At 34.2% G+C, this 23,074-nt stretch carries 20 protein-coding genes; 9 read left to right on the forward strand and 11 right to left on the reverse strand.

Features of this window, described 5'->3' with window-relative positions; all coding sequences use genetic code 11:
- The 3 genes from C0512_RS06615 to C0512_RS06625 form a co-directional block, all read left to right on the forward strand.
- Positions 1–1,111 (forward strand): gliding motility-associated C-terminal domain-containing protein (locus tag C0512_RS06615; protein WP_290859904.1); only part of this gene is annotated, 1,111 nt, incomplete at its 5' end.
- A gap of 52 nt (positions 1,112–1,163) precedes the next feature.
- Positions 1,164–2,075 carry a type IX secretion system membrane protein PorP/SprF gene (locus C0512_RS06620; RefSeq protein WP_290859906.1) on the forward strand — a complete coding sequence of 304 codons (912 nt, stop codon included), beginning with the start codon at positions 1,164–1,166 and terminating at the stop codon, positions 2,073–2,075.
- A gap of 12 nt (positions 2,076–2,087) precedes the next feature.
- Positions 2,088–4,028, forward strand: coding sequence for an OmpA family protein (locus C0512_RS06625; RefSeq protein WP_290859907.1), 1,941 nt, complete (start codon positions 2,088–2,090; stop codon positions 4,026–4,028).
- Positions 4,029–4,112: 84 nt separating this feature from the next.
- Here C0512_RS06625 and C0512_RS06630 read toward each other — a convergent pair whose 3' ends face one another.
- Entirely contained in the window at positions 4,113–5,747 is a 1,635-nt protein-coding gene (locus C0512_RS06630; RefSeq protein WP_290859908.1) for an ABC-F family ATP-binding cassette domain-containing protein, read from the reverse strand.
- A 254-nt stretch (positions 5,748–6,001) separates the two neighbouring features.
- Here C0512_RS06630 and C0512_RS06635 point away from each other — a divergent pair, with 254 nt between their 5' ends.
- Entirely contained in the window at positions 6,002–7,225 is a 1,224-nt protein-coding gene (locus C0512_RS06635) for an MFS transporter (protein ID WP_290859909.1), read from the forward strand.
- Positions 7,226–7,228: 3 nt separating this feature from the next.
- Here the strand turns inward: C0512_RS06635 and C0512_RS06640 are convergent, their stop codons facing one another.
- The 8 genes from C0512_RS06640 to C0512_RS06675 all read right to left on the reverse strand — a co-directional run bounded on the left by C0512_RS06640 (position 7,229) and on the right by C0512_RS06675 (position 14,686).
- Entirely contained in the window at positions 7,229–7,447 is a 219-nt protein-coding gene (locus C0512_RS06640) for a DUF2007 domain-containing protein (protein ID WP_290859911.1), read from the reverse strand.
- 60 nt (positions 7,448–7,507) lie between these two features.
- A complete protein-coding gene (locus C0512_RS06645; protein WP_290859913.1) occupies positions 7,508–8,119 on the reverse strand; it encodes a DEAD/DEAH box helicase in 612 nt (203 codons plus the stop codon).
- Positions 8,120–8,198: 79 nt separating this feature from the next.
- Positions 8,199–9,362 carry a sigma-54 dependent transcriptional regulator gene (locus C0512_RS06650; RefSeq protein ID WP_290859914.1) on the reverse strand — a complete coding sequence of 388 codons (1,164 nt, stop codon included), beginning with the start codon at positions 9,360–9,362 and terminating at the stop codon, positions 8,199–8,201.
- Between the two features lie 67 nt (positions 9,363–9,429).
- On the reverse strand, positions 9,430–10,737 hold the full coding sequence (locus C0512_RS06655) for an ABC transporter permease (protein WP_290859916.1): 1,308 nt from the start codon (positions 10,735–10,737) through the stop codon (positions 9,430–9,432).
- The gene (locus C0512_RS06660) at positions 10,737–11,660 is read right to left on the reverse strand and encodes an ABC transporter ATP-binding protein (RefSeq protein WP_290859918.1); all 924 of its coding nucleotides are present in this window, start codon (positions 11,658–11,660) and stop codon (positions 10,737–10,739) included. Before C0512_RS06660 ends, C0512_RS06655 begins: the two co-directional genes overlap by 1 nt.
- 161 nt (positions 11,661–11,821) lie before the next feature.
- Positions 11,822–12,922, reverse strand: a complete 1,101-nt coding sequence (gene dnaJ / locus C0512_RS06665) for a molecular chaperone DnaJ (RefSeq protein ID WP_290859920.1) — start codon at positions 12,920–12,922, stop codon at positions 11,822–11,824.
- 75 nt (positions 12,923–12,997) lie between these two features.
- Positions 12,998–13,549 carry a nucleotide exchange factor GrpE gene (locus C0512_RS06670; RefSeq protein WP_290859922.1) on the reverse strand — a complete coding sequence of 184 codons (552 nt, stop codon included), beginning with the start codon at positions 13,547–13,549 and terminating at the stop codon, positions 12,998–13,000.
- A 231-nt stretch (positions 13,550–13,780) separates the two neighbouring features.
- Positions 13,781–14,686 carry a TIGR01777 family oxidoreductase gene (locus C0512_RS06675; protein ID WP_290859924.1) on the reverse strand — a complete coding sequence of 302 codons (906 nt, stop codon included), beginning with the start codon at positions 14,684–14,686 and terminating at the stop codon, positions 13,781–13,783.
- A 246-nt stretch (positions 14,687–14,932) separates the two neighbouring features.
- Here C0512_RS06675 and thrS point away from each other — a divergent pair, with 246 nt between their 5' ends.
- The 4 genes from thrS (at position 14,933) to rplT (ending at position 18,251) form a co-directional block, all read left to right on the forward strand.
- Positions 14,933–16,879, forward strand: a complete 1,947-nt coding sequence (gene thrS / locus C0512_RS06680; protein ID WP_290859926.1) for a threonine--tRNA ligase — start codon at positions 14,933–14,935, stop codon at positions 16,877–16,879.
- A gap of 23 nt (positions 16,880–16,902) precedes the next feature.
- Complete coding sequence (infC, locus tag C0512_RS06685; RefSeq protein ID WP_290859971.1) at positions 16,903–17,451, forward strand: translation initiation factor IF-3; 549 nt, start codon at positions 16,903–16,905, stop codon at positions 17,449–17,451.
- A 109-nt stretch (positions 17,452–17,560) separates the two neighbouring features.
- A complete protein-coding gene (rpmI, locus tag C0512_RS06690) occupies positions 17,561–17,758 on the forward strand; it encodes a 50S ribosomal protein L35 (protein WP_091398482.1) in 198 nt (65 codons plus the stop codon).
- A 148-nt stretch (positions 17,759–17,906) separates the two neighbouring features.
- Positions 17,907–18,251 carry a 50S ribosomal protein L20 gene (rplT, locus tag C0512_RS06695; RefSeq protein ID WP_290859928.1) on the forward strand — a complete coding sequence of 115 codons (345 nt, stop codon included), beginning with the start codon at positions 17,907–17,909 and terminating at the stop codon, positions 18,249–18,251.
- 80 nt (positions 18,252–18,331) lie between these two features.
- Here rplT and C0512_RS06700 read toward each other — a convergent pair whose 3' ends face one another.
- Entirely contained in the window at positions 18,332–19,177 is an 846-nt protein-coding gene (locus C0512_RS06700; RefSeq protein WP_290859929.1) for an isoaspartyl peptidase/L-asparaginase, read from the reverse strand.
- Positions 19,178–19,269: 92 nt separating this feature from the next.
- Positions 19,270–20,142 (reverse strand): cyanophycinase, encoded by an 873-nt coding sequence (locus C0512_RS06705; RefSeq protein ID WP_290859930.1) that lies wholly within the window; start codon positions 20,140–20,142, stop codon positions 19,270–19,272.
- Between the two features lie 286 nt (positions 20,143–20,428).
- On the opposite strand from C0512_RS06705, the gene cphA reads away from it, so the two are divergent.
- Positions 20,429–23,053, forward strand: a complete 2,625-nt coding sequence (gene cphA, locus C0512_RS06710) for a cyanophycin synthetase (protein ID WP_290859932.1) — start codon at positions 20,429–20,431, stop codon at positions 23,051–23,053.
- The last annotated feature ends 21 nt before the right edge of the window (positions 23,054–23,074 follow it).

Here is a 23,074-nt window from a genome sequence, read left to right on the forward strand (position 1 = left end):
AGCTACGGACGCTTGTAACAACGTAACAGCTCATATTCAAACTATCACTGTTCAGGATACTACTGCTCCTACTTTTGTAGAAACATTACCTCAGGATACCTCAGCTGAATGTAGCAATATCCCAGTTGCAGCAACATTAACTGCAACAGATAGTTGTGGAGATGCAACAGTTACTTTTACAGAAGCAATTGTTCAAGGTGAATGTACCGGAGATTTTGTTATCACAAGAACATGGACAGCAACAGATTTATGTGGAAATAGCGTGTCGCACGAACAAATAATTATTGTTCAAGATACAACAGGACCTGTATCCTCTGCTTTTGATGAAAACATTAGTGTTACTTGTGATGCTATTCCTCTAAGTCCTGATTTAACCTTTACAGATGCTTGCTCTACAGTAGGTGGAGTAACATTCAGTGAAGAGATAGTAAATGAATCAGCTACTTCTTATACAATTGTAAGAACTTGGGAGGTTTCTGATAGTTGTGGTAATTTATCAACCTTTACACAAACTATTAATGTAACAATTCAAGATAGTTTTACACCAATTTCTAGTGTATCTTGTATTGGAGATAGTACTCCTATTGATCTTAATACATTATTACCAACAGGAACTACAGGTGGAACTTGGATTGATGTAAATAATACTGGTGCATTAAATAATAATATCTTTACACCAACTCTAGTAACGGCTATTGGAAATTACATCTTTAGATATGAAATTACTGAAGGTTCTTGTCCAAGAATATATGAAGTTACAATGAATGTAAATGATGATTGTATTCCATTCCCTTGTAATGCTATTAATATTTATAATGCGATGTCTCCAAATGGAGATGGCTTGAATGAATTTTTCAATATTGAAAACATTGAAAATACTGAATGCTATTCGAGTAATTCAGTTGAAATCTATAACCGTTGGGGCGTGTTAGTGTATGATGTTCAGAACTATGATAATAGTTCCAAAGCATTCCGAGGTGTTTCTGAAGGTAGAGCGACAGTAAATAAGTCTGCTGAATTACCAACCGGAACCTATTTCTATATCATTCAGTATACTACATTTGATGGAGATGTTGTAAATAAATCTGGATATTTGTACCTAACAAGATAAAATAAACTCCTGAGGGTTTAACGACCCTCGGGTTTCTAAAAAAAGAAACTAAATGAGAACAAAATTTTTATTTTTCGCTTTGATGTTAACAGGTTTTGCTGGATTCGCTCAGCAAGATGCTCAGTATACGCAATACATGTATAACACAATAAATGTCAATCCTGCTTATGCCGGATCGAGAGGAGTAATGAGTATTTTCGGACTGCACAGAACCCAATGGGTTGGATTAGATGGTGCACCGGTAACGAATACTGCCTCTATTAACACACCAATAAATGAGAGTAATCTAGGTTTAGGTTTATCCTTTGTAAATGATCGAATAGGTCCAACAAACGAGAACACTATTTCAGCAGATTTATCTTACTCCATTAACACCTCTGAAACCTACAAACTTTCGTTTGGTATTAAAGCATCGGCAAATTTATTTAATCTGGATGTAACCAAATTAAATCCTGCAGATCAAGGAGATCCACAGTTTGCAGATTTAGAAAATAAGTTTACTCCTAATATTGGAGCCGGTGTTTATTTCCATTCTGACAAAACATACTTTGGTCTTTCTGTTCCTAGCTTTTTTGAGACTACCCGTTATGATGACAACTCTGTTGCAATCAATAAAGAAAGAATGAGTTTTTATTTTATTGCAGGTCATGTTTTCGATTTAAGTTACAATCTTAAGTTTAAACCTGCCTTAATGACTAAAGCTACTGAAGGTGCTCCATTACAAGTAGACTTATCCGCTAATTTCCTGATAATGGATAAATTTGTGTTAGGTGCTGCCTGGAGATGGGATGCTGCCGTTAGTGCAATGGCAGGATTCCAAGTTTCCGACGGATTATACATAGGATATGGTTATGATATGGAAACAACAGAATTAAAAAACTACAATTCAGGTTCACATGAAGTATTTTTACGCTTTGAATTGTTCAAAAGACATAACAAAATTGTTTCACCAAGATTCTTCTAATAAGCAACAGTCATGAAAATAAAATTTATATACATCACTTTATTAAGTTGTATCGCTTTAAATGTTTCAGCCCAAAAAGCGGGAATAAAAAAAGCCGATAAGAACTATGATAAATTCGCCTACATAGATGCAATTAAAACCTATGAGCGAGTGGCCGAAAAAGGCTTTAAAACGCCTGATATGTTGCAAAAAATTGGAAATGCCTACTATTACAATGCCGATTTAGTGAACGCTGAAAAATGGTATGGTGAACTTTTTGCAATGACCGAAGAAGTTGAACCTGAATATTTTTTCCGTTATGCACAATCATTAAAAGGAGTTGGCAATTACGCCAAAGCTGATGAAATGATGGCAAAATTTAATCTTAAAAGCGGAAATGACTCAAGAGGTTTAATAGCGAAAACTAAAAAAGATTATCGCGAAGAAATCAAGAAAAATTCAGGTCGATATAAAATTGAAGATGCCGGAATCAATTCGGAATATTCAGATTATGGTCCTGCATTTTATCTTGACAAGGTAGTTTTTACATCCACTCGTGATACCGGAAATTTTTCGAAAAGAAAACACAGTTGGACTGACCAATATTTTTCAAATCTATATTCAGCAGATATGACTACTGAAGGAGTTTTATCTGCTGCAGGAAAATATGGCAAAAAATTGAATACAAAATTCCACGAATCAACTCCTGCCTATACTAAAGATGGTAAGACAGTTTATTTTACCCGTAATAATTTCTTAGATGGTAAAAAAGGAAAAGATGCAAACAAGGTTACTTTATTAAAAATATATAAAGCTACTCTTGAAGAAGATAAATGGATAAACATCACCGCTTTACCTTTTAATAGTGATAGCTATCAAGTTGCTCACCCAACGTTGAGTGCTGATGAAAAAACATTATATTTTGCCTCTGATATGCCAGGAACAAAAGGCTTATCTGATCTTTATAAAGTAGACATCAAAGAAGATGGTTCTTTCGGAACGCCTGTAAACTTGGGCTCTGATATCAATACAGAAGGTCGCGAAACATTCCCGTTTATTACTTCGGACAATGAATTGTATTTTGCTTCTGATGGTCATCCCGGATTAGGTGGATTAGACATTTTCATTACTAAATTAGAAAAAGACGGTTCGTTTAAACAAGTTCACAACGTTGGAGAATCAGCAAATAGTCAATATGATGATTTTGCCTTGATTATCAATAAAACATCAAAAAGAGGATTTTTAACTTCAAACAGACCGGGTGTTGGAAATGACGATATCTATAAATTCTTAGAAACTCGTGAAATTGATTGGGATTGTGAACAATCATTGGTAGGTATTGTTACTGATGCAAATACAGGTGCAATTCTTCCAAACACAAAACTGACATTATTTGATGAAAAATTCACTAAGTTAAGAGATACTATTTCAGGCCTTGATGGTCGTTATGATTTTGGAATTGTCGATTGTGAGAAAAAATATTATGTAAGAGCTGAAAAAGAAACTTACACAACAAAAGAAGTTCCGGTAATAATTGCTAAAGAAAGCGGTATAACTGAATTACCAATTGAATTAGATAGTGCTGTTAAAGCAATTCCTGTAGGTGGTGATTTAGCTGACGTATTTGGAATAAACCTCATCTATTTTGATTTAGACAAATGGAACATAAGACCGGATGCTGCGATTGATATTGCTAAAATTTTAGATGTATTAAACCAATATCCAACGATGAAAATTGATATTCGTTCACACACAGATAGTCGTCAAACTCATAAATACAATGAAGTATTGTCAGACCGTAGAGCAAAATCAACTAGAGATTGGTTAATCAAACACGGAATAGCTCCGGAACGTTTAACTGCAAAAGGTTATGGAGAAACCCAATTGGTAAACAAATGTGCTGATAATGTAGAATGCTCTGAAGCTGAACACCAATTAAACAGAAGAAGTCAATTCATTATTACTGATTTATAATACTGTTGTTAATTCATTTGAAAAAAATATCCCGTTAAAAATTAACGGGATATTTTTATTTATAGAACAATAATAAACTTAGTCTTATTTTTCTATCTCCCGCAAACTCTCCATTTTTTTCATAGCTAAGAATCCTTTGATGTCTTCAAAATGTTCTTTCACGCGTTTATGACCAAATTCGAAAACTTTGGTGGCCAATCCGTCAAGGAAATCTCTGTCGTGGGAAACTAAAATCAAAGTCCCATCAAAATCACGTAAAGCATCTTTGATGATGTCTTTGGTTTTCATGTCTAAGTGATTGGATGGCTCATCTAAAATCAATAAATTCACCGGTTCCAACAATAATTTAATCATTGCTAAACGTGTTTTTTCTCCACCGGACAATACTTTTACTTTCTTGGTGATATCATCACCTTGGAACATAAACGCTCCTAAAATATTTTTTATTTGTGTGCGGACTTCTCCAACAGCAATATCATCAATCGTTTCAAAAATAGTGGCATTTTCATCCAACATTGAAGCTTGGTTTTGAGCAAAATACCCTATTTGTGCATTGTGTCCAATCTCAACACTTCCGCCATTGATTTCAATTTCTTTCATAATGGCTTTAATCATGGTTGATTTTCCTTCGCCATTTTTGCCCACAAAAGCTACTTTATCACCGCGTTCAATCACAATATTGGCATCTTTAAAAATCAAATGATTGCCGTAAGATTTTTCCAAATCTTTCACCACCACCGGATATTGACCTGAACGTAAAGAAGAAGGAAATTTCAATTTCAAAGCGGAATTATCAATTTCGTCAATTTCAACCGGAACTAATTTCTCCAACATTTTCACACGCGATTGCACTTGCAGCGTTTTGGAATACGTTCCTTTAAATCGTTCAATAAACTCCATATTATCAGCAATCATTTTTTGCTGTTCATCATACGCTTTTTGTTGATGCACTCTTCGGTCTTTACGCAACTCCAAATAATGCGAATACTTGGCTTTGTAATCATAAATACGACCCATCGTTACTTCAATAGTACGATTGGTGATATTATCGACAAAAGCTCTATCGTGTGAAATCACCATGACCGCTTTGGCCGAATTGATTAAAAACTCTTCTAACCATTGAATACTTTCAATATCCATGTGATTGGTAGGCTCATCCAATAAAATCAAATCGGGTTTTTTCAAAAGGATTTTGGCTAATTCAATTCGCATACGCCATCCCCCTGAAAATTCAGAAGTGGGACGGTTAAAATCTTCCCGTTCAAAACCTAACCCTTTTAATACTTTTTCAACTTCGGCTTCATAATTTACTTCTTCAATGGAATAAAATTTCTCACTCAACTCAGAAACACGTTCGATTAATTTCATGTAGTCGTCACTTTCGTAATCCGTTCGAATGGTTAATTGTTCATTGATATGATCAATTTCAGCCTTCATATCAAAAACTTCAGCAAAAGCTTTTGAAGCTTCTTCCATTACTGTTGCTTCATCTTTGGTTAATAAATGTTGCGGTAAATAAGCAATTACGGCATCTTTGGGAGCCGAAATATTACCGGAAGAAGGTTTTGCTTCACCTGCAATAATCTTTAAAAGTGTCGATTTTCCTGCACCATTCTTACCCATTAAGGCAATTTTATCATTCTCGTTGATAGCAAAAGAAACGTCGCTGAACAATGTGGTTCCGCCAAAATGAACGGCAATATCGTTAACTGTAATCATATTTATAAGGTTGGAAGTAAGTCAATGAAAGATAGAAACATCCATGAACTTATTTTTTTAAAGGTGCAAAGATAACCGATTTGCGGAATTCTAAAGTTTGAAAACGATAAATAGTGTAACATTTAATTTTGGATTTGATAATTCAATAAGATAATTTTTGAGAAATAAATAATAAGAAAGCTAAAGGCATCCAAATGATGCCCAAACCCTATTTTTTTATTTAATTTCGTAGTCTCAATTAGTTAATAAAAAAGATGCCATTAATTGATTACAGTTTTCTGGGGAAAATTATTCCGCAGCAAAAACACAAAAAAAGCTATCAAAAAGCGAAACAGTCCTATTTGAACCGGATGCGTTTGGCGATGTCCTTTTTTTACTTTGGGATGGGTTTTTGTTTTGCTTCATGGGCAAGTAGAATTCCGGATATCAAATCTTTTTTAAATTTAAGCGAAGGTGAATTGGGAACTATTTTGTTCGCACTTCCCATCGGACAACTTTCTGCCATGCCTTTCTCCGGAAAAATTGTTACTCGTTTTGGAAGTAGAAAAGTATTGTTATTTGCATTGCCTTTTTATGCTTTTAGTTTAACAAATATTGGTTTAGCCGAACAACCTTGGCAATTGGCACTTGGATTATATCTTTTTGGAATTTGTGGAAATTTCAGCAACATATCCATTAACACACAAGGCGTTTACACCGAACAGATATTTAAAAAAGCAATCATGGGTTCATTTCATGGTTCTTGGAGTTTAGCAGGATTCTGTGGAGCTTTGGTAGGTTTGGTTATGATGGCTTTTCAATTGACGCCTTACCAACATTTCCTTATTGTATTTGCCCTTGTCGGAGTGATCATCTTTATCAATTATCAAAATCTTGCTAAAGTCAAAGTGGTCAAAAGCGATTCATTTGAATTAAAACCCCGATTTGGAAAACCCGACAAATCATTGGTATGGTTAGGTGTAATCGGTTTTTGTTGTATGGCAAGTGAAGGAATTATGTTCGATTGGAGTGGAGTATATTTTAAAGACATTGTAAAAGCACCGGGAGCTTTGGTCATTTTAGGCTATACATCATTCATGGTTACTATGGCCTCAGGACGGTTTTTAAGTGATATTTTAGTGCGGAAATTTGGAGCAAAAAAAATACTTTTAATAAGTGGCATTACTATTTCCATTGGATTATATACGGCAGTTATTTTTCCATATTTAATTCCAAGCACGTTGGCTTTTATGATGGTTGGTTTTGGAGTTTCCAATGTGATTCCTATTGTTTACAGTACGACAGGAAGAATTTCGAGCATCCCAACCGGTGAAGCATTGACCATTGTAACCGGAATAAGTTTCTTAGGATTTTTAATGGGTCCGCCAATTATCGGACATATCGCCGAATTAACCAGTTTGCGTTATTCGTTTGCGTTCATTGGAATGTTCGGAGTGTTTATTTCAGTTTTGGCGTATTATTTGAAGATTTTTAGATGAGAATTAAATACTCATCCTAAACTCTTCAATCACATCATTGACTTTGCCGTAATAACGCTCGTCAATAAACAATTCAACCGCTAAGTCAGAGTTTCCAAAACCACCCAATCGTGCTGATTGAATGTTGTCTTTCTTTAAAACATCCACTCCAATTGCTTCTATTTTTTCTTTTAATCGGGAAGCTAAAATTTCACTTCCTGAAAATATTTTGATCATGCCCATTTTTATAGTAATTTAGTAATTAGTAAATAGTCCTTAGACCTCAGAGAATAATAATTAAAACTATTCAGCTTCAAAGAAAAGCGGTTCAATCATTATTTTATCTGCTAAAACTTCTACACGTTCTGTGATAGTTGAACAAAAAAAGACGCGTTGCGTTTTCTCTACGCTCAAAGAAAGTCTTAAAATGATTGCGTCCATTCGGTTTCTGAACATAACTTCGGCATCATCAACCATAAATAGTTTTATGGTATTCATGTTAAATCCTGCAGAAGAAAACATATCGTTTATCTTGGTTGGCGTTCCTACTAAAATATCCATACCCAAAGAAATTTGATTTTTGTCATAATCAATATCCCCTTTTTCATGCACGCCAATAACACGCAAATCTAAATAATTGCCTAATTTTTGAAATAACTCGACTGTTTCGAGCACTTTATCACGATTTTCAACCACAACTAAGGCTCTTGTGCTTTCACCAATCGCTTTTTCTAATCGCTGAATAACATTTAAAACAAGCGTTGTTGTTTTTCCGCTTTTTGCGGGCGACTGTATGACAGCATCTACTCCGCTTTTTAACGTTGAAAAGGTTTCAAGCTGTAATTCATTCGCTTCTGTCAAACCGCACTCGATAAGGGCTTGCTGAAGTTTTGGATTTAATTTTTTTAGTTGCATATTTTTTAAAAGGTGATGGGTAAATGGTGATAGGTAATGGGATTACCTTTCACCTATTACCTTTTACCTTTTACCATTTTTACTTACTCGCAAATAGCTTTACATCATTCTCAGAAATTTCATTTCCTCCCAATATGATTAAACGTTCTACCACGTTGCGAAGTTCGCGAATATTTCCGGTCCAATCGTATTCCTTCAATAAATTAATAGCACTTAATGAAAAATGTTTTGGAGAATTACCTTGTTCTTCAGCAATTTTAGAAGCAAAATGTTCAATTAATAGGGGAATATCATCTCTTCGTTCATTTAGAGCAGGAACCTTAATTAAAATGACCGCCAATCGATGGTATAAATCTTCTCGAAAACGACCTTCGGCTATTTCTTTTTTTAAATCTTTATTTGTAGCTGCCAGCACACGAACATTCACTTTAATATCTTTATCAGCACCTACACGTTGAATTAAACTTTCCTGAAGTGCCCGAAGTACTTTGGCTTGTGCTGCTAAACTCATATCGCCAATTTCATCTAAAAAAATGGTTCCGCCATCAGCAGCTTCGAATTTTCCGGCTCGGTCTTTTACAGCAGATGTAAAAGCTCCTTTCACATGTCCGAATAACTCACTCTCGATTAATTCAGAGGGAATAGCAGCACAATTCACTTCGATGATTGGAAAAGAGGCTCGTTCACTTTTTTCATGCAATTGATGAGCCACTAATTCTTTTCCGGTGCCGTTTGTACCTGTAATTAATACCCGTGCATCGGTTGGAGCCACTTTTTCAATCATGCTTTTGATGTGATTAATAGGCTCTGACTCCCCTATCATTTCATAATTTTTACTGACTTTCTTTTTCAGTATTTTATTTTCAACAACAAGTTGTTTTCTGTCTAAAGCATTTCGAACAGTGTTCAATAATCTATTTAAATCGGGTGGTTTGGAAATATAATCAAATGCTCCCAAACGCATTGTGTTGACGGCTGTTTCCAAATCGCCGTGACCGGAAATCATCACTATTGGAATTTCTGGTTTCAATTTTTTGATTGCTTCCAACACTTCAACTCCGTCCATTTTTGGCATTTTGATATCGCAAAGCACCAAATCGTAGTCTTCGTTTTTAATTTTTTCAAGACCTTGAATTCCATCTTCAACATCTTCTACTTGATAGGTATCATTTTCTTCCGAAAGAATTTTTGTCAAAACTCTTCGGATAGCGGCTTCATCTTCTATGATTAATATTTTTGGCATTTTTTTTTAGGTGCTAAGGTACTGATGTACTGAAAAACGTATGTTATTATTTATTTAAAAAATTAGGTTAATACTTCAACCATTTATATAATTCTTTCCAACTTGGTTTTTTGCCATACATTAAGATTCCGACACGATAAATTTTTGCAGCGAACCAAACCACAAATAAAAAGGTTGCATACAATATAATCATTGACAAAACCAATTGCCACCAAGGCACTCCAAATGGAATTCGCATTAACATAACTATTGGAGATGTCAAAGGAATAATCGAGAATACGGTTGCTACCGTTCCATGTGGATCATTTAAAACAGTGAAAAAACCAATATAAACGCCTAAAATTAACGGTAAAATAATCGGTAATAAAAACTGTTGTGAATCGGTTTCGTTATCCACAGCTGCCCCAATGGCGGCGTAAAATGAACTGTATAAAAAGAAACCTCCAACAAAATAAATGACAAATGAAACTAACAGCGTAACCAAAGGTAATTGTTTAAATTCATTGATGTATAAAGGTAATTTCTCTGCAAAACCACTCGAATTTGCCGAAGTTACCATATCGGGAGTAACTGTTGTTGATGCTCCCATTTGCATGCCGAATAAAGAAGAAAACACAAAAAATAGCACTAGTCCTAAAATTGTCCAAATTAAAAATTGTAAAATTCCGGCTAATGAATTTCCGATGATTTTACCCATCATCAATTGAAATGGTTTCACTGATGAAATAATGATTTCGATGATACGATTCGTTTTTTCTTCAATGACACTACGCATGACAAAGTTGCCGTAAATTATAATAAACATCATGATTAAATACCCGAAAATACCTCCCAAAAATAATTTTATCTCATTCAAACCTTTGACGGTGTCTTCTCCGGTAGATTTTTTCAAAACAATATCTACAGTTGCTTTAGCACTATTGATTTTTAAAGTATCCAATCCAATTTTTTCATAATTGGCTTGCGTGATTTTCTTAGCAATAATTTCTTCAATATCTATGATATAATCCATTGATGGACTATCATTTGAAATGTATTGTACGCTTTTTTGAATCTCAGCTAAACTAGCTGTTTTTGGAAAATAAATCAATCCCTCATAACGTTCGCTGATGATGCTATCCTTCAAAAAATTCATATCAATTTTTGATAAATCGTGATACGAAAATTCGGCATCATTTTTAAATTCATTCACAAAATAACCACTTTCATCATGAATGGCAATGCGTTTTAAATCAGCTTTCATTGAAGCCAAATAACCCACAAAAACAGCAATTCCCACAAACAATAGCGGACTCAAAAAAGTCATAACAATGAATGATTTGTTGCGGACTTTCGCAATAAACTCTCTTTTGATTATTAAAGATAATACACTCATTAGGATTCGCTTACGGTTTTAATAAATATATCATTGGCAGATGGAATTTTTTCAACAAAATGGGTCACTTGTCCTCTACCGGTCAAAATTTGAAGTAATTCATTAGGAGTTGAAGTTCCAATGGCGATTTCTAACTTTAAATCATCGTTTAACGATTTAAATTGTGCTTGATTAACCTTGAATTTTTGCGTTAAATCAACCATCAATCCTTCTACATTGTTGGTTAAAATTCCAACTTCAAAACTATTGGATCGATGTTGTCGTTTCACATCAGTCAATTTTCCTTCGATTAGTTTATTCGATTTATGGATTAGAGCAATATCGTCACATAATTCTTCTACACTTTCCATTCGATGGGTTGAAAAAATAATAGTTGCTCCATTTTTTTTCAACTCCAGAATTTCATCTTTAATAATATTGGCATTTACAGGATCGAAACCCGAAAATGGCTCATCAAAAATCAATAACTTTGGTTTATGCAATACAGTGACTACAAATTGTACTTTTTGAGCCATTCCTTTGGAAAGTTCTTCAATTTTTTTATTCCACCAACCTTGTATTTCCAATTTATCAAACCAATAATCCAACTGTTTTTTGGCCTCCTGTTTGGATAATCCTTTGAGTTGAGCCAAATACAAACATTGCTCGCCCACTTTCATCGATTTATACAAACCTCGTTCTTCAGGAAGATAGCCAATATGTTGGATATGATGAGGTTGTAACAATTCGCCATCCAGAAGAATTTCACCACTGTCAGGCATTGTAATTTGATTAATAATTCTAATTAATGATGTTTTTCCGGCTCCGTTTGGACCCAATAATCCATAAATACTACCTTTCGGAACCGTTAAAGAAACACTATTGAGTGCGGTAAATTCGCCGTATTTTTTGACGACTTGGCGTACTTCCAGAATGTTGCTCATACCTATTTTTGAGTTTTGGTAAATATACGGAATTAGTACATTTTTAGCCACGTTTGTTACAAAAAAAACCCACCCTTATTTGCATAAGGATGGGAAAAATTGCTATGAAAAAGAATCTACTAGTTTCCTAGTAAAGTTCAAATGTAAATATTTTTTTCATATTATGAAAACATATCTTTAACTTTTTCAAAAAAAGATTTATCTGATTTTTCAGGATGCGGAATGAAGTTTTCATCCGTTAGCATTTTCTCAAAAAATTGACGTTGCTCTTTGTTTAAAGTCTTTGGTGTCCAAACATTTATATGAACTAATAAATCACCATTCCCATATGAATTTAAACTTGGAATTCCTTTTCCTTTTAATCTTAAAATCTTACCTGACTGTATTCCTTCTTCTAATTTGATTCTCACTTTTCCACCAACAGCTTCAATTTCTTTGGAAACACCTAATGCAGCCTCAGCCACGCTGATGTATAAATCATAATGAAGATTTTCCCCTTCGCGTTTTAAAAATTCATGTTCAATTTCTTCAATGGCCACAATTAAATCTCCAGGAATTCCATTACCCGGAGCATCGTTTCCTTTACCTGTTACTTTTAATTGCATCTCGTTAACAACACCGGCAGGAATTTTAATCGAAACAGTTTCGTCTTCCAAAATCATTCCTTGTGCATCAGCATTCGCAGGTTTTGAACTAATAGATTGACCTGAACCGCCACAAGTTGGACAAGTAGTTGCCGTTTGCATTCTACCTAAAATTGTATTGGTTACACGTAAAACCTGCCCCGAACCATTACAAGTACCACATGTTTTAAAAGAAACACCGGGAGCTTGAACTTTCCGTTTAACTTTTACTTTTTTCTCAACTCCAAAAGCAATTTCCTCTAATGTTAATTTAACTTTTATTCGTAAATTACTTCCTTTCATTCTACGTTGACCACCGCCAAATCCGCCGCCAAAAGCACTTCCGAAAATATCTCCAAATTGACTGAAAATGTCATCCATGTTCATTCCGCCACCGCCACCAAATCCGCCATTACCATCAAATGCAGCATGACCATATTGATCGTATTTTGCTTTTTTATTAGGATCGCTCAGCACTTCATAAGCTTCAGCTGCTTTTTTGAAATTTTCTTCTGCTTCTTTATTTCCCGGATTTTTATCAGGGTGAAATTCAATTGCTTTCTTGCGATAAGCCTTCTTAATTTCCTCAGCCGATGCACTTTTTGTAATGCCTAATATTTCGTAAAAATCTTTTTTCATGTTTTAAAATACCAAAATTTATTCAATTCATTTTCCTATTTTAATTCCTCTGTACGGATAGGTCGCGACTTGTTTCTATTGACCGATAACAACTTTAGGAAAACGAATTATTTTATCACCCAATTTATATCCTTTTTCAACGACATCAACAATTTTACCTTTCAAATCATCCGATGGAGCAGGAATTTGTGTAATGGCTTCGGCAAAATCAGCATTAAAAACATCTCCAACACTAATTTCCACTTGTTCTAATCCTTTAGAAACTAAAGTAGACTTTAATTTTTCATGAATCAATTCAACACCTTTCAACAATAATTCATCCTCTGTTTTAGAAATTTGAACCATTGCTCTATCAAAATCATCCATTACTGGCAACATTGCAACCAAAACTTCTTGGTTAGCCGTTTTAAACAAATCAATTCGCTCTTTAGCAGTTCTTTTTTTGAAATTTTCAAATTCTGCGAAAAGGCGTAAAAATTTATCTTTTTCCTTGGCTAAGTCTTCCTGTAATTTTTCTTCATTTGTCAATTCAACTACAGGAATTTCAATATTTTCCTGAGTTTGTTCTGAAGTTGATTCGTTCTCAATGATTTCCTTTTCAATATTTTCAGTATTCTCTTGATTCATATGCTTAAAAAATTTTTTTAACATTCGTTGTTGAATTTTGGATTGCAAAAGTACTGCCATTTGTTTAAAAATGTCAAATTGTCAGCGTAAAATATTTAGTTGAATGAGAAATTATAATTTTTAAGGAAATTACTTCAATTATTAAACTACCATATTAAGCAAAGATTTAATCACTAATGATAGATAATTCCATTATAAAAAATCTTGAATGTTATATTTAAAAAAATAGCATTAGCCCAATAAATTATCCAACGTTTTCGTTAATTCACGAAAACGAAATTGAAAACCGTTTTTTTCAGCTTTAAGAGAGCTAACATGTTGACTGGAAAAAAGTAATTGGTGCATTTCTCCTAAAACTAATGACATTACAAATTTTGGAATATTTGGCATAAACAAGGGTTTATTCACCGTTTTAGCAATGGTTTTAATTAATTCTGAATTCGTTACAGGATTAGGAGCTACAGCATTATACGTTCCATACCATTGGTTTTGAACAGCATAAAAAAACATGTTAGCTAAATCTTCCACGTGAATCCACGATTGAACTTGCTTTCCCGAGCCAAATGCAGAACCCAATCCCATTTGAATTGGTTTTAGCATTTCTAGTAAAGCTCCTCCTTTATTTGATAAAACAAGACCTATTCGGAGCTTGCAAACTTTTATGTTTAGTACTTTAAAAACATCAACACTTTCCTCCCATTTTACCACTACATTCCCAAGAAAACTATCGTCTGAAGTTGTGTTTTCTTCTGTATAAACTTGAGTCAAACTAGTTGGATATATTCCTATGGCAGAAGCAGAAACCAGTTGCTTCACTTGATTAGGATGATTTTTTAAGCAATTATACAATAATGAAGAGGAAATAATTCGACTCTCTATTATTTCTTGTTTATAATTGTTCGTCCATCGTTTCGAAACCGTTGCTCCGGCTAAATGAATAATTGATTCTACACCCATTAAACAATTTTCATCGATATAACCTTCTTGCGGATTCCAATAAAAACCATAATAATTTGGTTTATTTATTATTTTATCTTTTGAAGTTGTTAAATAATGAACCGTTATTCCATTTTGTAATAACAGGGAAACCAGTTCTTTGCCAACCATTCCTGTTGCACCTGTAATTAATATTTTCATAATCAATTTTTATACAAAGTTACGTTTAAGCCATAAAAATCAATATTAATTAGCATTAGTTTAAGTGTTGTTAACTTAAGTGAAATCTCGTTTTTGCTATAATTAAGGTTAATACTTTTAAACTAAAATTGATATTAAAAACACAAAACAATAAAAAACATAAAATACTTATTAGTATAAACAACATATATATTGTATGTGATTTGGTAATCTTATATATTTGCATTCCATTAAAAAACAGAAGGAATGATAAAGATTACGTTGCCGGATGGTTCGGTAAAAGAATTTAGCTCAGGTGTAACGCCAATGGATGTTGCTAAAAGCATTAGTGAAGGTTTAGCCAGAAATGTAATTTCTGCTTCTTTCAATGATACAACTATTGAAACCGAAACTTCTTTGACGACGGATGGAGCACTTGTTTTATTTACATGGAATGACAAAGAAGGTAAAAAAGCTTTTTGGCATTCTACTTCCCATGTTATGGCTCAAGTATTAGAAGAATTATATCCCGGTATTAAATTGACATTAGGTCCTGCAATTGAAAATGGCTTTTATTATGATGTAGATTTTGGTGATACTAAAATTACGGAAGCCGATTTTAAATCTATTGAAGACCGAGTTTTAGAAATTGCCAGAGAGAAACACGAATTCAGAATGAGACCGGTTTCTAAAGCCGAAGCATTATCGATTTATAAAAATAATGAATACAAAACAGAATTAATTTCAAATTTAGAAGACGGAACAATAACCTTTTGTGACCATTCCAATTTCTTTGATTTATGTCGTGGTGGACATATTCCTAATACAGGAATTATCAAAGCCATGAAAATCATGAGTGTTGCCGGTGCTTATTGGAGAGGTGATGAGAAAAATAAGCAATTAACACGTGTTTACGGAATTTCATTCCCAAAACAAAAAGACCTAACGGATTATTTAGAATTATTAGAGGAAGCCAAGCGTCGCGACCATAGAAAATTAGGAAAAGAATTAGATTTATTTGCTTTTTCTCAAAAAGTTGGGCAAGGTTTACCATTGTGGCTACCAAAAGGAGCAGCTTTACGTGACCGTTTAGAACAATTTTTGAAAAAAGCTCAGAAAAAAGCTGGCTACGAACAAGTGGTTACTCCACATATTGGTCAGAAAGAATTATATGTAACGTCGGGACATTATGCAAAATATGGTGCCGATAGTTTCCAACCGATTCATACACCGGCAGAAGGTGAAGAGTTTTTGTTAAAACCAATGAATTGTCCTCATCACTGTGAAATTTATAATACAAGACCTTGGAGTTATAAAGATTTACCGAAACGTTATGCTGAATTTGGAACCGTTTACCGTTATGAACAAAGTGGTGAATTACATGGTTTAACACGTGTGAGAGGTTTTACTCAGGACGATGCACATATTTTTTGTACTCCGGACCAATTGGATAGTGAATTTAAAAAAGTAATCGATTTAGTTTTATATGTTTTCAATTCATTAGGATTTGAAAACTTCACAGCTCAAATATCCTTACGAGATCAGGAAAACAGAGAAAAATACATAGGTTCTGACGAAAATTGGGAAAAAGCAGAAAATGCCATTATCAATGCAGCCAGAGACAAAGGTTTAAATACTGTTGTAGAATATGGTGAAGCTGCATTCTATGGTCCGAAATTGGATTTCATGGTAAAAGATGCTTTAGGAAGACAATGGCAATTAGGAACTATTCAAGTAGATTACAACCTGCCGGAACGTTTTGAATTGAGTTATAAAGGAGCTGATAACGAAATGCATAGACCCGTTATGATTCATCGTGCACCCTTTGGATCAATGGAACGATTTATAGCCATTTTACTAGAACATACAGCAGGAAACTTCCCACTTTGGTTAATGCCTGAACAGGCTATAATCTTGTCTTTGAGTGAGAAATATGAAAATTATGCTCAAAAAGTTTTAAGTTTGCTAGAAAATCACGAAATTCGCGGCCTGATTGACAACCGCAATGAGACAATTGGCAAGAAAATCAGAGATGCAGAAGTCAAAAAAATACCGTTCATGATTATAGTTGGCGAAGAAGAAGAAAAAAACGGAACCATTTCGATAAGAAGACACGGACAAGAAGGAAGAGGAAACAGCACCGTTACAATTGACGAATTTGCAAAAATTGTAAACGAAGAAATTAGCAAAACATTAAAACCATTTGACGTTTAACTTTAAATTAAAGAGCCATAGCAATTAGAAACAACAGGGGTTACCAACCCAGAGTAGAAAAAAAAGCAGCACATCGAATTAACAATTTAATTCGTGTACCTGAAGTTCGTTTGGTAGGTGAAAACATCGAGCCGGGAGTTTACAAAATTTCTGAAGCATTGCGTTTAGCTGAAGAATTTGAGGTTGATTTGGTGGAAATTTCTCCCAATGCAGAGCCTCCTGTTTGTAAATTAATGGACTATGGGAAGTTTATTTACGAGCAGAAGAAAAGAGAAAAAATGCTCAAAGCAAAATCGACACAAATTGTGGTAAAAGAAATTCGTTTCGGACCACAAACTGATGAACATGATTATGAATTTAAAAAGAAAAATGCTGAAAAATTCTTAAAAGAAGGTGCTAAATTAAAAGCATTCGTTTTCTTTAAAGGTCGTTCCATTATATACAAAGAACAAGGTCAAATTCTTTTGCTACGTTTAGCTCAAGATTTAGAAGAACTTGGAAAAGTAGAAGCGTTACCGGTATTAGAAGGGAAGCGAATGATTATGTATCTCGCTCCTAAGAAGAAGAAGTAAGTTGCTGAAGTTCTGATTTACTGAGATTAAACTCAGTTACTTGAGTTCTTAGCCATTTAGAAACTAAAAAATAGTAAGTAAGTTGAATCACAAATAAATTTGGGAAATTATGCCTAAAATGAAAACAAAATCCAGTGCTAAGAAGCGATTCAAAGTAACTGGCTCTGGAAAAATCAAGAGAAAACACGCTTTTAAAAGTCACATTTTGACTAAAAAATCTAAAAAGCGTAAGTTAGCTTTAACTCATTCGACTTTGGTTCACAAAACCGATGAGAAAAGTATTAAACAACAATTAAGAATTATATAATTGTATTAAGATTTGAGTATTAAGTATTAAGACTTGAACCGCAAAACAATTAATTCTTTAGGTTAAAAAAATTTTAATAACCTTGGAGTATGGCCAATAAGTTCCCTTGATTAAATTCGGGACGCCTACTACAAAAAACAAGAAAATTATGCCAAGATCAGTAAATTCTGTTGCTAAAAGAGCACGAAGAAAAAAAGTATTAAAGCAAGCCAAAGGTTTCTTTGGTAGACGTAAAAACGTTTGGACGGTTGCTAAAAACGCGGTTGAAAAAGCCATGGTTTATGCTTACCGTGATAGAAAACAAAACAAAAGAAACTTCCGTTCTTTATGGATTATGCGTATTAACGCTGGTGCTCGTTTGGAAGGAATGAGTTATTCTCAATTTATCGGAAAAGTAAAAGCTAACGGTATCGAATTGAACCGTAAAGTGCTTGCTGATTTAGCAATGAATCATCCGGAAGCTTTTAAAGCAATTTTGAATAAAGTAAAATAAACGTTTTAACAATCCGATTTTAACTTACTTACATAGAAAATCCCAATCGAAAGGTTGGGATTTTTTTATACCTATTTTATTTACTTGAAAACTTCCTCCTTCTCTCCATCAAAACTTGCAAAGACCATACTTGGATGCGAATCCTTGTGAAAAATAGTTCCTTCTTTATCAATTGCAATTGCTCCTGCAAAACCATCAAATTGTTTGAGTTCGTTGAAGGTTTTTTCAAATGCAGCTTCTAAAGTGAATCCATCGGTTACTCGGGTAACAATTTTTGTAGCAACAGCTCCACTTACAATATCTTCTCCTACTCCGGTCAAACTTACACCACAAAATTCATTGGCATAATTTCCGGCAACGGTTGCTGAATCCGAAATTCTGCCCGGAATCTCAAAGCCTTTTCCGCCGGTTGAAGTAGCAACAGCTATTTTGCCATTTGAATCTAAAGCAACACAACCCACAGTTCCTATTCCCTTAGCTTGCAATTTAGCTTCATACTCTGCTCTTCTTTGTGGAATTTCTGTTGAAAAAGGTTCAAATCCGTGTTTTCTGGCAAAACTGGTTGCTCCTCTCCCACCCAAAACTCTATCGTCAACATTCAACAAAACTTCAGCTACTTGAATTGGGTTTTTTACTTCTTCAATATTGATTACGCCACTCATTTTCAAAGAAGTTCCATCCATTATTGCGGCACTCATTCTGATTTTTCCATCGCTTTGAATTTGTGAACCAATACCAGCATTGAACAATTCGTCATCTTCTAATAATGATACTGCATAGACAACAGTTTCTAAAGCCGAATGTATAGTAAGGTACTCATAAGAATCCTTAACAATTCGCAATAAAGCCTCTTGCTTTGCAATTTTAGTTTCTAGATTAGTGGAAGATTCCGAGAAAAAACCGCCGTGAATAATTATTTTAGACATAAATGTAAATTAAAAAGGGACACAGATTAGAGAATTTTTTAAAATTATATAATTTCTCTAATCTGTGTTCCAAAAATATTTCAAAATTAAAATTATAGGTATTGTGATGAATGAATGTGCATTTTGTAGGTTTCTAAATCAAATGTATCATGCATACTCATGACATGCGTAACTAAATGATTAATTGAAATTGGCTGGCCTAATTCTACCTGAGTTAAATTAGTATCTTTAATTTCTCGCCCATCAACTAAAATAACTAATCCAGAACCTATGGCTTCCATTTTAGAATTGTGTGTAATCAAAAGTCCGGTGTCTTCTCCTAAGCCTATTCCTAACACTTTTGGGTTTCCAACAACCGCTTGAAATAAACGTCCTATGCGACCTCTTTGCACAAAATGTGTATCAATAATCACATCATCAATTAACCCTAAACCACTGGTGATTTTTACTTCTCCTTTTAAAAGTGCTTCATGGCTACTTCCTTGATATATCATATTATTAGAAGCTGCTGCAGCTCCTGCCGAAGTTCCTGCATAAATAAAAAGTTCATTTTTATATTTATCCAATAAAATATCGTGAAATTTTGTGCCTCCCAAAATAGATGATAATCGCAATTGGTCCCCACCGGTAAACATAACAATGTCAGCTGCTTTTAAACGGTCTATATTTTCTTGCTCACTGGCTTGTTCACGGCGTTCAATATGCAAAACATCAACGTTGGTTGCATTTAAATATTGAAATGCTTTGGCATATTCCGGACCAACTTCTCTCGGAATCTTTGAAGCTGTTGTGATGATTTCAATTCTTGATTTTTCTTTATATTTTGATTCGTCTATGATTCTTTTTAAAATTCCTTTTTCAAAAAAATTCATGTTTTTAGAAACATCCTGATCAAAACTCGATTCAGTAAAACTGCCTTTATCAACAGCTCCACCAATGATAATTAATTTTCCTCTGCTATTCATTTTGTAAAAATAGTAAAATCTATATAGGCAGCAATATTTTTGAGGTATTTTAAGGTAAATTAGAACCAACAATCAAACTAAATCAAATCACAAAAAATATACTTAATCCTTTATTTATGAAGTAAATAATAACTCCCTTTGAATGTCACTGTGAATTTTCCATATCAATTCAAATAAATTTTGGCATAACATGCAAAAAAAATCCAGTAGCAAAGTAAATATTTCTTATTTTTAACAAAATCATTCACAAAACAAAAACTAATTTTTCCAATCAATTTCAAGTTTTATGAAAATATTAAAAGTACAAGCTCTTCGTGGTCCAAATTTATGGAGTATTCAACGCAAAAAATTAATTCAAATGCGTTTGGATTTAGAAGAAATGGAACAAAATCCAACCAATAAAATTGACGGTTTTAGAGAAAGACTTGAAGCAATGTTTCCAGCCATGATAGAACACCGTTGTTCAGAAGGTGTCCGAGGTGGTTTTTTTATGCGAATTGAAAAAGGAACTTGGATGGGTCATGTCATTGAACACATAGCACTAGAAATTCAAACCCTTGCCGGAATGGAAACCGGTTTTGGAAGAACCAGAGAAACCAAAACCCCCGGAGTTTATAATGTCGTTTTTAGTTACACGGAAGAAAACGTCGGAATGTTTGCCGCTGAAAGCTCCGTAAGGATTGCCGAAGCTTTAATTGCCGGCACGGATTATGATTTAGAAGCGGACATCAAAAAAATGAAAGAAATTCGGGAACGTGTTCGTCTTGGACCTTCAACCGGAAGCATTGTGGAAGAAGCCGTTTCGAGAGATATTCCTTGGATTCGATTGGGTACAAACTCTTTAGTACAATTAGGTTACGGAGTGAATCAAATGCGTTTTCAAGCAACAATTACTTGTAAAACCAGCAACATCGCTGTTGATATAGCTTGTAATAAAGAAGAAACCAAGAGAATGCTACAATTGGCTTCTATTCCGGTAGCAAGTGGTTCTATATGTGTAGATGAAGAAGATTTAGAACTTACTATTAAAAAAATTGGATATCCTATCGTTATAAAACCATTAGACGGTAATCATGGGAAAGGGGCTTCCATTAATGTGGTAACTTGGGAAGATGCCAAAGAAGGTTTAGAACACGCCAAGAAATACAGCCGTCGAGTTATTGTTGAAAAATTTATTACCGGATTTGATTTTCGGGTTTTAGTCATTGATAATAAATTGGTTGCTGCCGCCAAAAGAGTTCCTGCACACGTGGTTGGCAATGGGAAAAACACTATTCAGGAGTTAATTGACATTACTAACCTCGACCCAAAAAGAGGTTATGGACATGAAAATGTATTAACCGAAATAACAGTGGACCGCGATACAACTGATTTATTGGAAAAAATGGGTTACACATTAGAAACCATACCAAATAATGGAGAAACGGTTTATTTAAAATCAACTGCTAATCTAAGCACCGGTGGAACTTCAGTAGATGTAACAGATATGATGCATCCTGAAAATATCTTTTTAGCCGAACGAATTTCTCGAGTGATTGGTTTAGATATTTGTGGCATTGATATTATGGCAGAAAATTTAACCCAACCTTTAAAAGAAAATGGCGGAGTTATTTTAGAAGTTAATGCTGCACCGGGTTTCAGAATGCACTTAGACCCCTCTGAAGGTTTGGCCAGAAACGTAGCTGCTCCGGTAATTGACATGCTTTATCCTCCGGGAAAACCTAGTCGAATTCCAATTATTGCCGTTACCGGAACAAACGGAAAAACAACGACTACCCGATTATTAGCTCATATTGTTAAAAATAATGGTTTCCGAGTAGGTTTCACCACTTCTGATGGAATCTATATTCAAAATCATATGTTGGAAAAAGGTGACACAACCGGACCTTTGAGTGCCGAATATATTTTGAAAGACCCAACAGTAGAATTTGCCGTTTTAGAAACTGCCCGAGGTGGAATTTTAAGAGCCGGTTTAGGTTTTAGCCGATGTGACATTGCAATTATAACCAATATTCGCGAAGACCATTTGGGATTAAATGACATTGATACATTAGACGATTTGGCCCGTGTAAAAAGTGTAGTTGTTCGAAGTGTGAAAAAAGATGGTTGGGCCATTTTAAATACCGAAGACGATCAGTGCATGAAAATTGCCAACGATTTGAATTGCAACATTGCTTATTTCTCTATGGATGAAGAAAATCCGGTAGCAAAAAAATTAAGCAAAGAAGGCAAAATTGTAGCCGTTTATGAAAATGGTTTTGTAACTATCAAAAAAGGAGATTGGAAAATTAGAATTGAAAAAGTATTACATATTCCGTTGACTTTAGGCGGAAAAGCGAAGTTTATGATTCAAAATGTTTTAGCTGCCACATTGGCCAGTTACTTGTATGGTTTTAAAACCGATGACATTAGTTTATCCCTTCAAACATTTATTCCTAGTGTAGCTCAAACGCCGGGTAGAATGAATATTTTTGAATTTAAACGATTCAAAGTCATGATTGATTTTGCTCATAATCCGGCCGGATATTCTGCCATTGAAGATTTGTTGAGTAACATTGAAGCTACCCGAAAAATCGGAATCATTGCCGGTGTTGGCGACAGAAGAGATGAAGATATTCGAGATTGTGCTGAAATTGCGGCTCGAATGTTTGACCATATCATTATTCGACAAGAAAAACATTTAAGAGGTCGAACTGAACAAGAAATTATTAATTTGATTTTAGAAGGAATTCAATTGGCAAATAGAGAAGTTACCTACGAAATTATTCCAAAAGAAATTGAAGCTATTAAACATGCCATCAATATTGCAGATGAAGGCACTTTTATTACTGCCTTAAGTGATGTGGTTACCAACGCAATTGGTATAGTTCAGGAATATTTAGATAAGGAAAATGAAGAGAACTTGAGTTAAAATCAATAAATCATTCAAATT

The organism is Flavobacterium sp. (assembly GCF_013822155.1).
In the GTDB taxonomy this organism is placed as follows: domain Bacteria; phylum Bacteroidota; class Bacteroidia; order Flavobacteriales; family Flavobacteriaceae; genus Flavobacterium.

Excerpts from the sequence above, each read along its gene's own strand:
- C0512_RS06620 (WP_290859906.1), top strand. The coding sequence starts at position 1,164 with ATGAGAACAAAATTTTTATTTTTCGCTTTGATGTTAACAGGTTTTGCT.
- C0512_RS06625 (WP_290859907.1), top strand. The coding sequence starts at position 2,088 with ATGAAAATAAAATTTATATACATCACTTTATTAAGTTGTATCGCTTTA.
- C0512_RS06630 (WP_290859908.1), bottom strand. The coding sequence starts at position 5,747 with ATGATTACAGTTAACGATATTGCCGTTCATTTTGGCGGAACCACATTG.
- C0512_RS06635 (WP_290859909.1), top strand. The coding sequence starts at position 6,002 with ATGCCATTAATTGATTACAGTTTTCTGGGGAAAATTATTCCGCAGCAA.
- C0512_RS06640 (WP_290859911.1), bottom strand. The coding sequence starts at position 7,447 with ATGGGCATGATCAAAATATTTTCAGGAAGTGAAATTTTAGCTTCCCGA.
- C0512_RS06645 (WP_290859913.1), bottom strand. The coding sequence starts at position 8,119 with ATGCAACTAAAAAAATTAAATCCAAAACTTCAGCAAGCCCTTATCGAG.
- C0512_RS06650 (WP_290859914.1), bottom strand. The coding sequence starts at position 9,362 with ATGCCAAAAATATTAATCATAGAAGATGAAGCCGCTATCCGAAGAGTT.
- C0512_RS06655 (WP_290859916.1), bottom strand. The coding sequence starts at position 10,737 with ATGAGTGTATTATCTTTAATAATCAAAAGAGAGTTTATTGCGAAAGTC.
- C0512_RS06660 (WP_290859918.1), bottom strand. The coding sequence starts at position 11,660 with ATGAGCAACATTCTGGAAGTACGCCAAGTCGTCAAAAAATACGGCGAA.
- dnaJ (WP_290859920.1), bottom strand. The coding sequence starts at position 12,922 with ATGAAAAAAGATTTTTACGAAATATTAGGCATTACAAAAAGTGCATCG.
- C0512_RS06670 (WP_290859922.1), bottom strand. The coding sequence starts at position 13,549 with ATGAATCAAGAGAATACTGAAAATATTGAAAAGGAAATCATTGAGAAC.
- C0512_RS06675 (WP_290859924.1), bottom strand. The coding sequence starts at position 14,686 with ATGAAAATATTAATTACAGGTGCAACAGGAATGGTTGGCAAAGAACTG.
- thrS (WP_290859926.1), top strand. The coding sequence starts at position 14,933 with ATGATAAAGATTACGTTGCCGGATGGTTCGGTAAAAGAATTTAGCTCA.
- rpmI (WP_091398482.1), top strand. The coding sequence starts at position 17,561 with ATGCCTAAAATGAAAACAAAATCCAGTGCTAAGAAGCGATTCAAAGTA.
- rplT (WP_290859928.1), top strand. The coding sequence starts at position 17,907 with ATGCCAAGATCAGTAAATTCTGTTGCTAAAAGAGCACGAAGAAAAAAA.
- C0512_RS06700 (WP_290859929.1), bottom strand. The coding sequence starts at position 19,177 with ATGTCTAAAATAATTATTCACGGCGGTTTTTTCTCGGAATCTTCCACT.
- C0512_RS06705 (WP_290859930.1), bottom strand. The coding sequence starts at position 20,142 with ATGAATAGCAGAGGAAAATTAATTATCATTGGTGGAGCTGTTGATAAA.
- cphA (WP_290859932.1), top strand. The coding sequence starts at position 20,429 with ATGAAAATATTAAAAGTACAAGCTCTTCGTGGTCCAAATTTATGGAGT.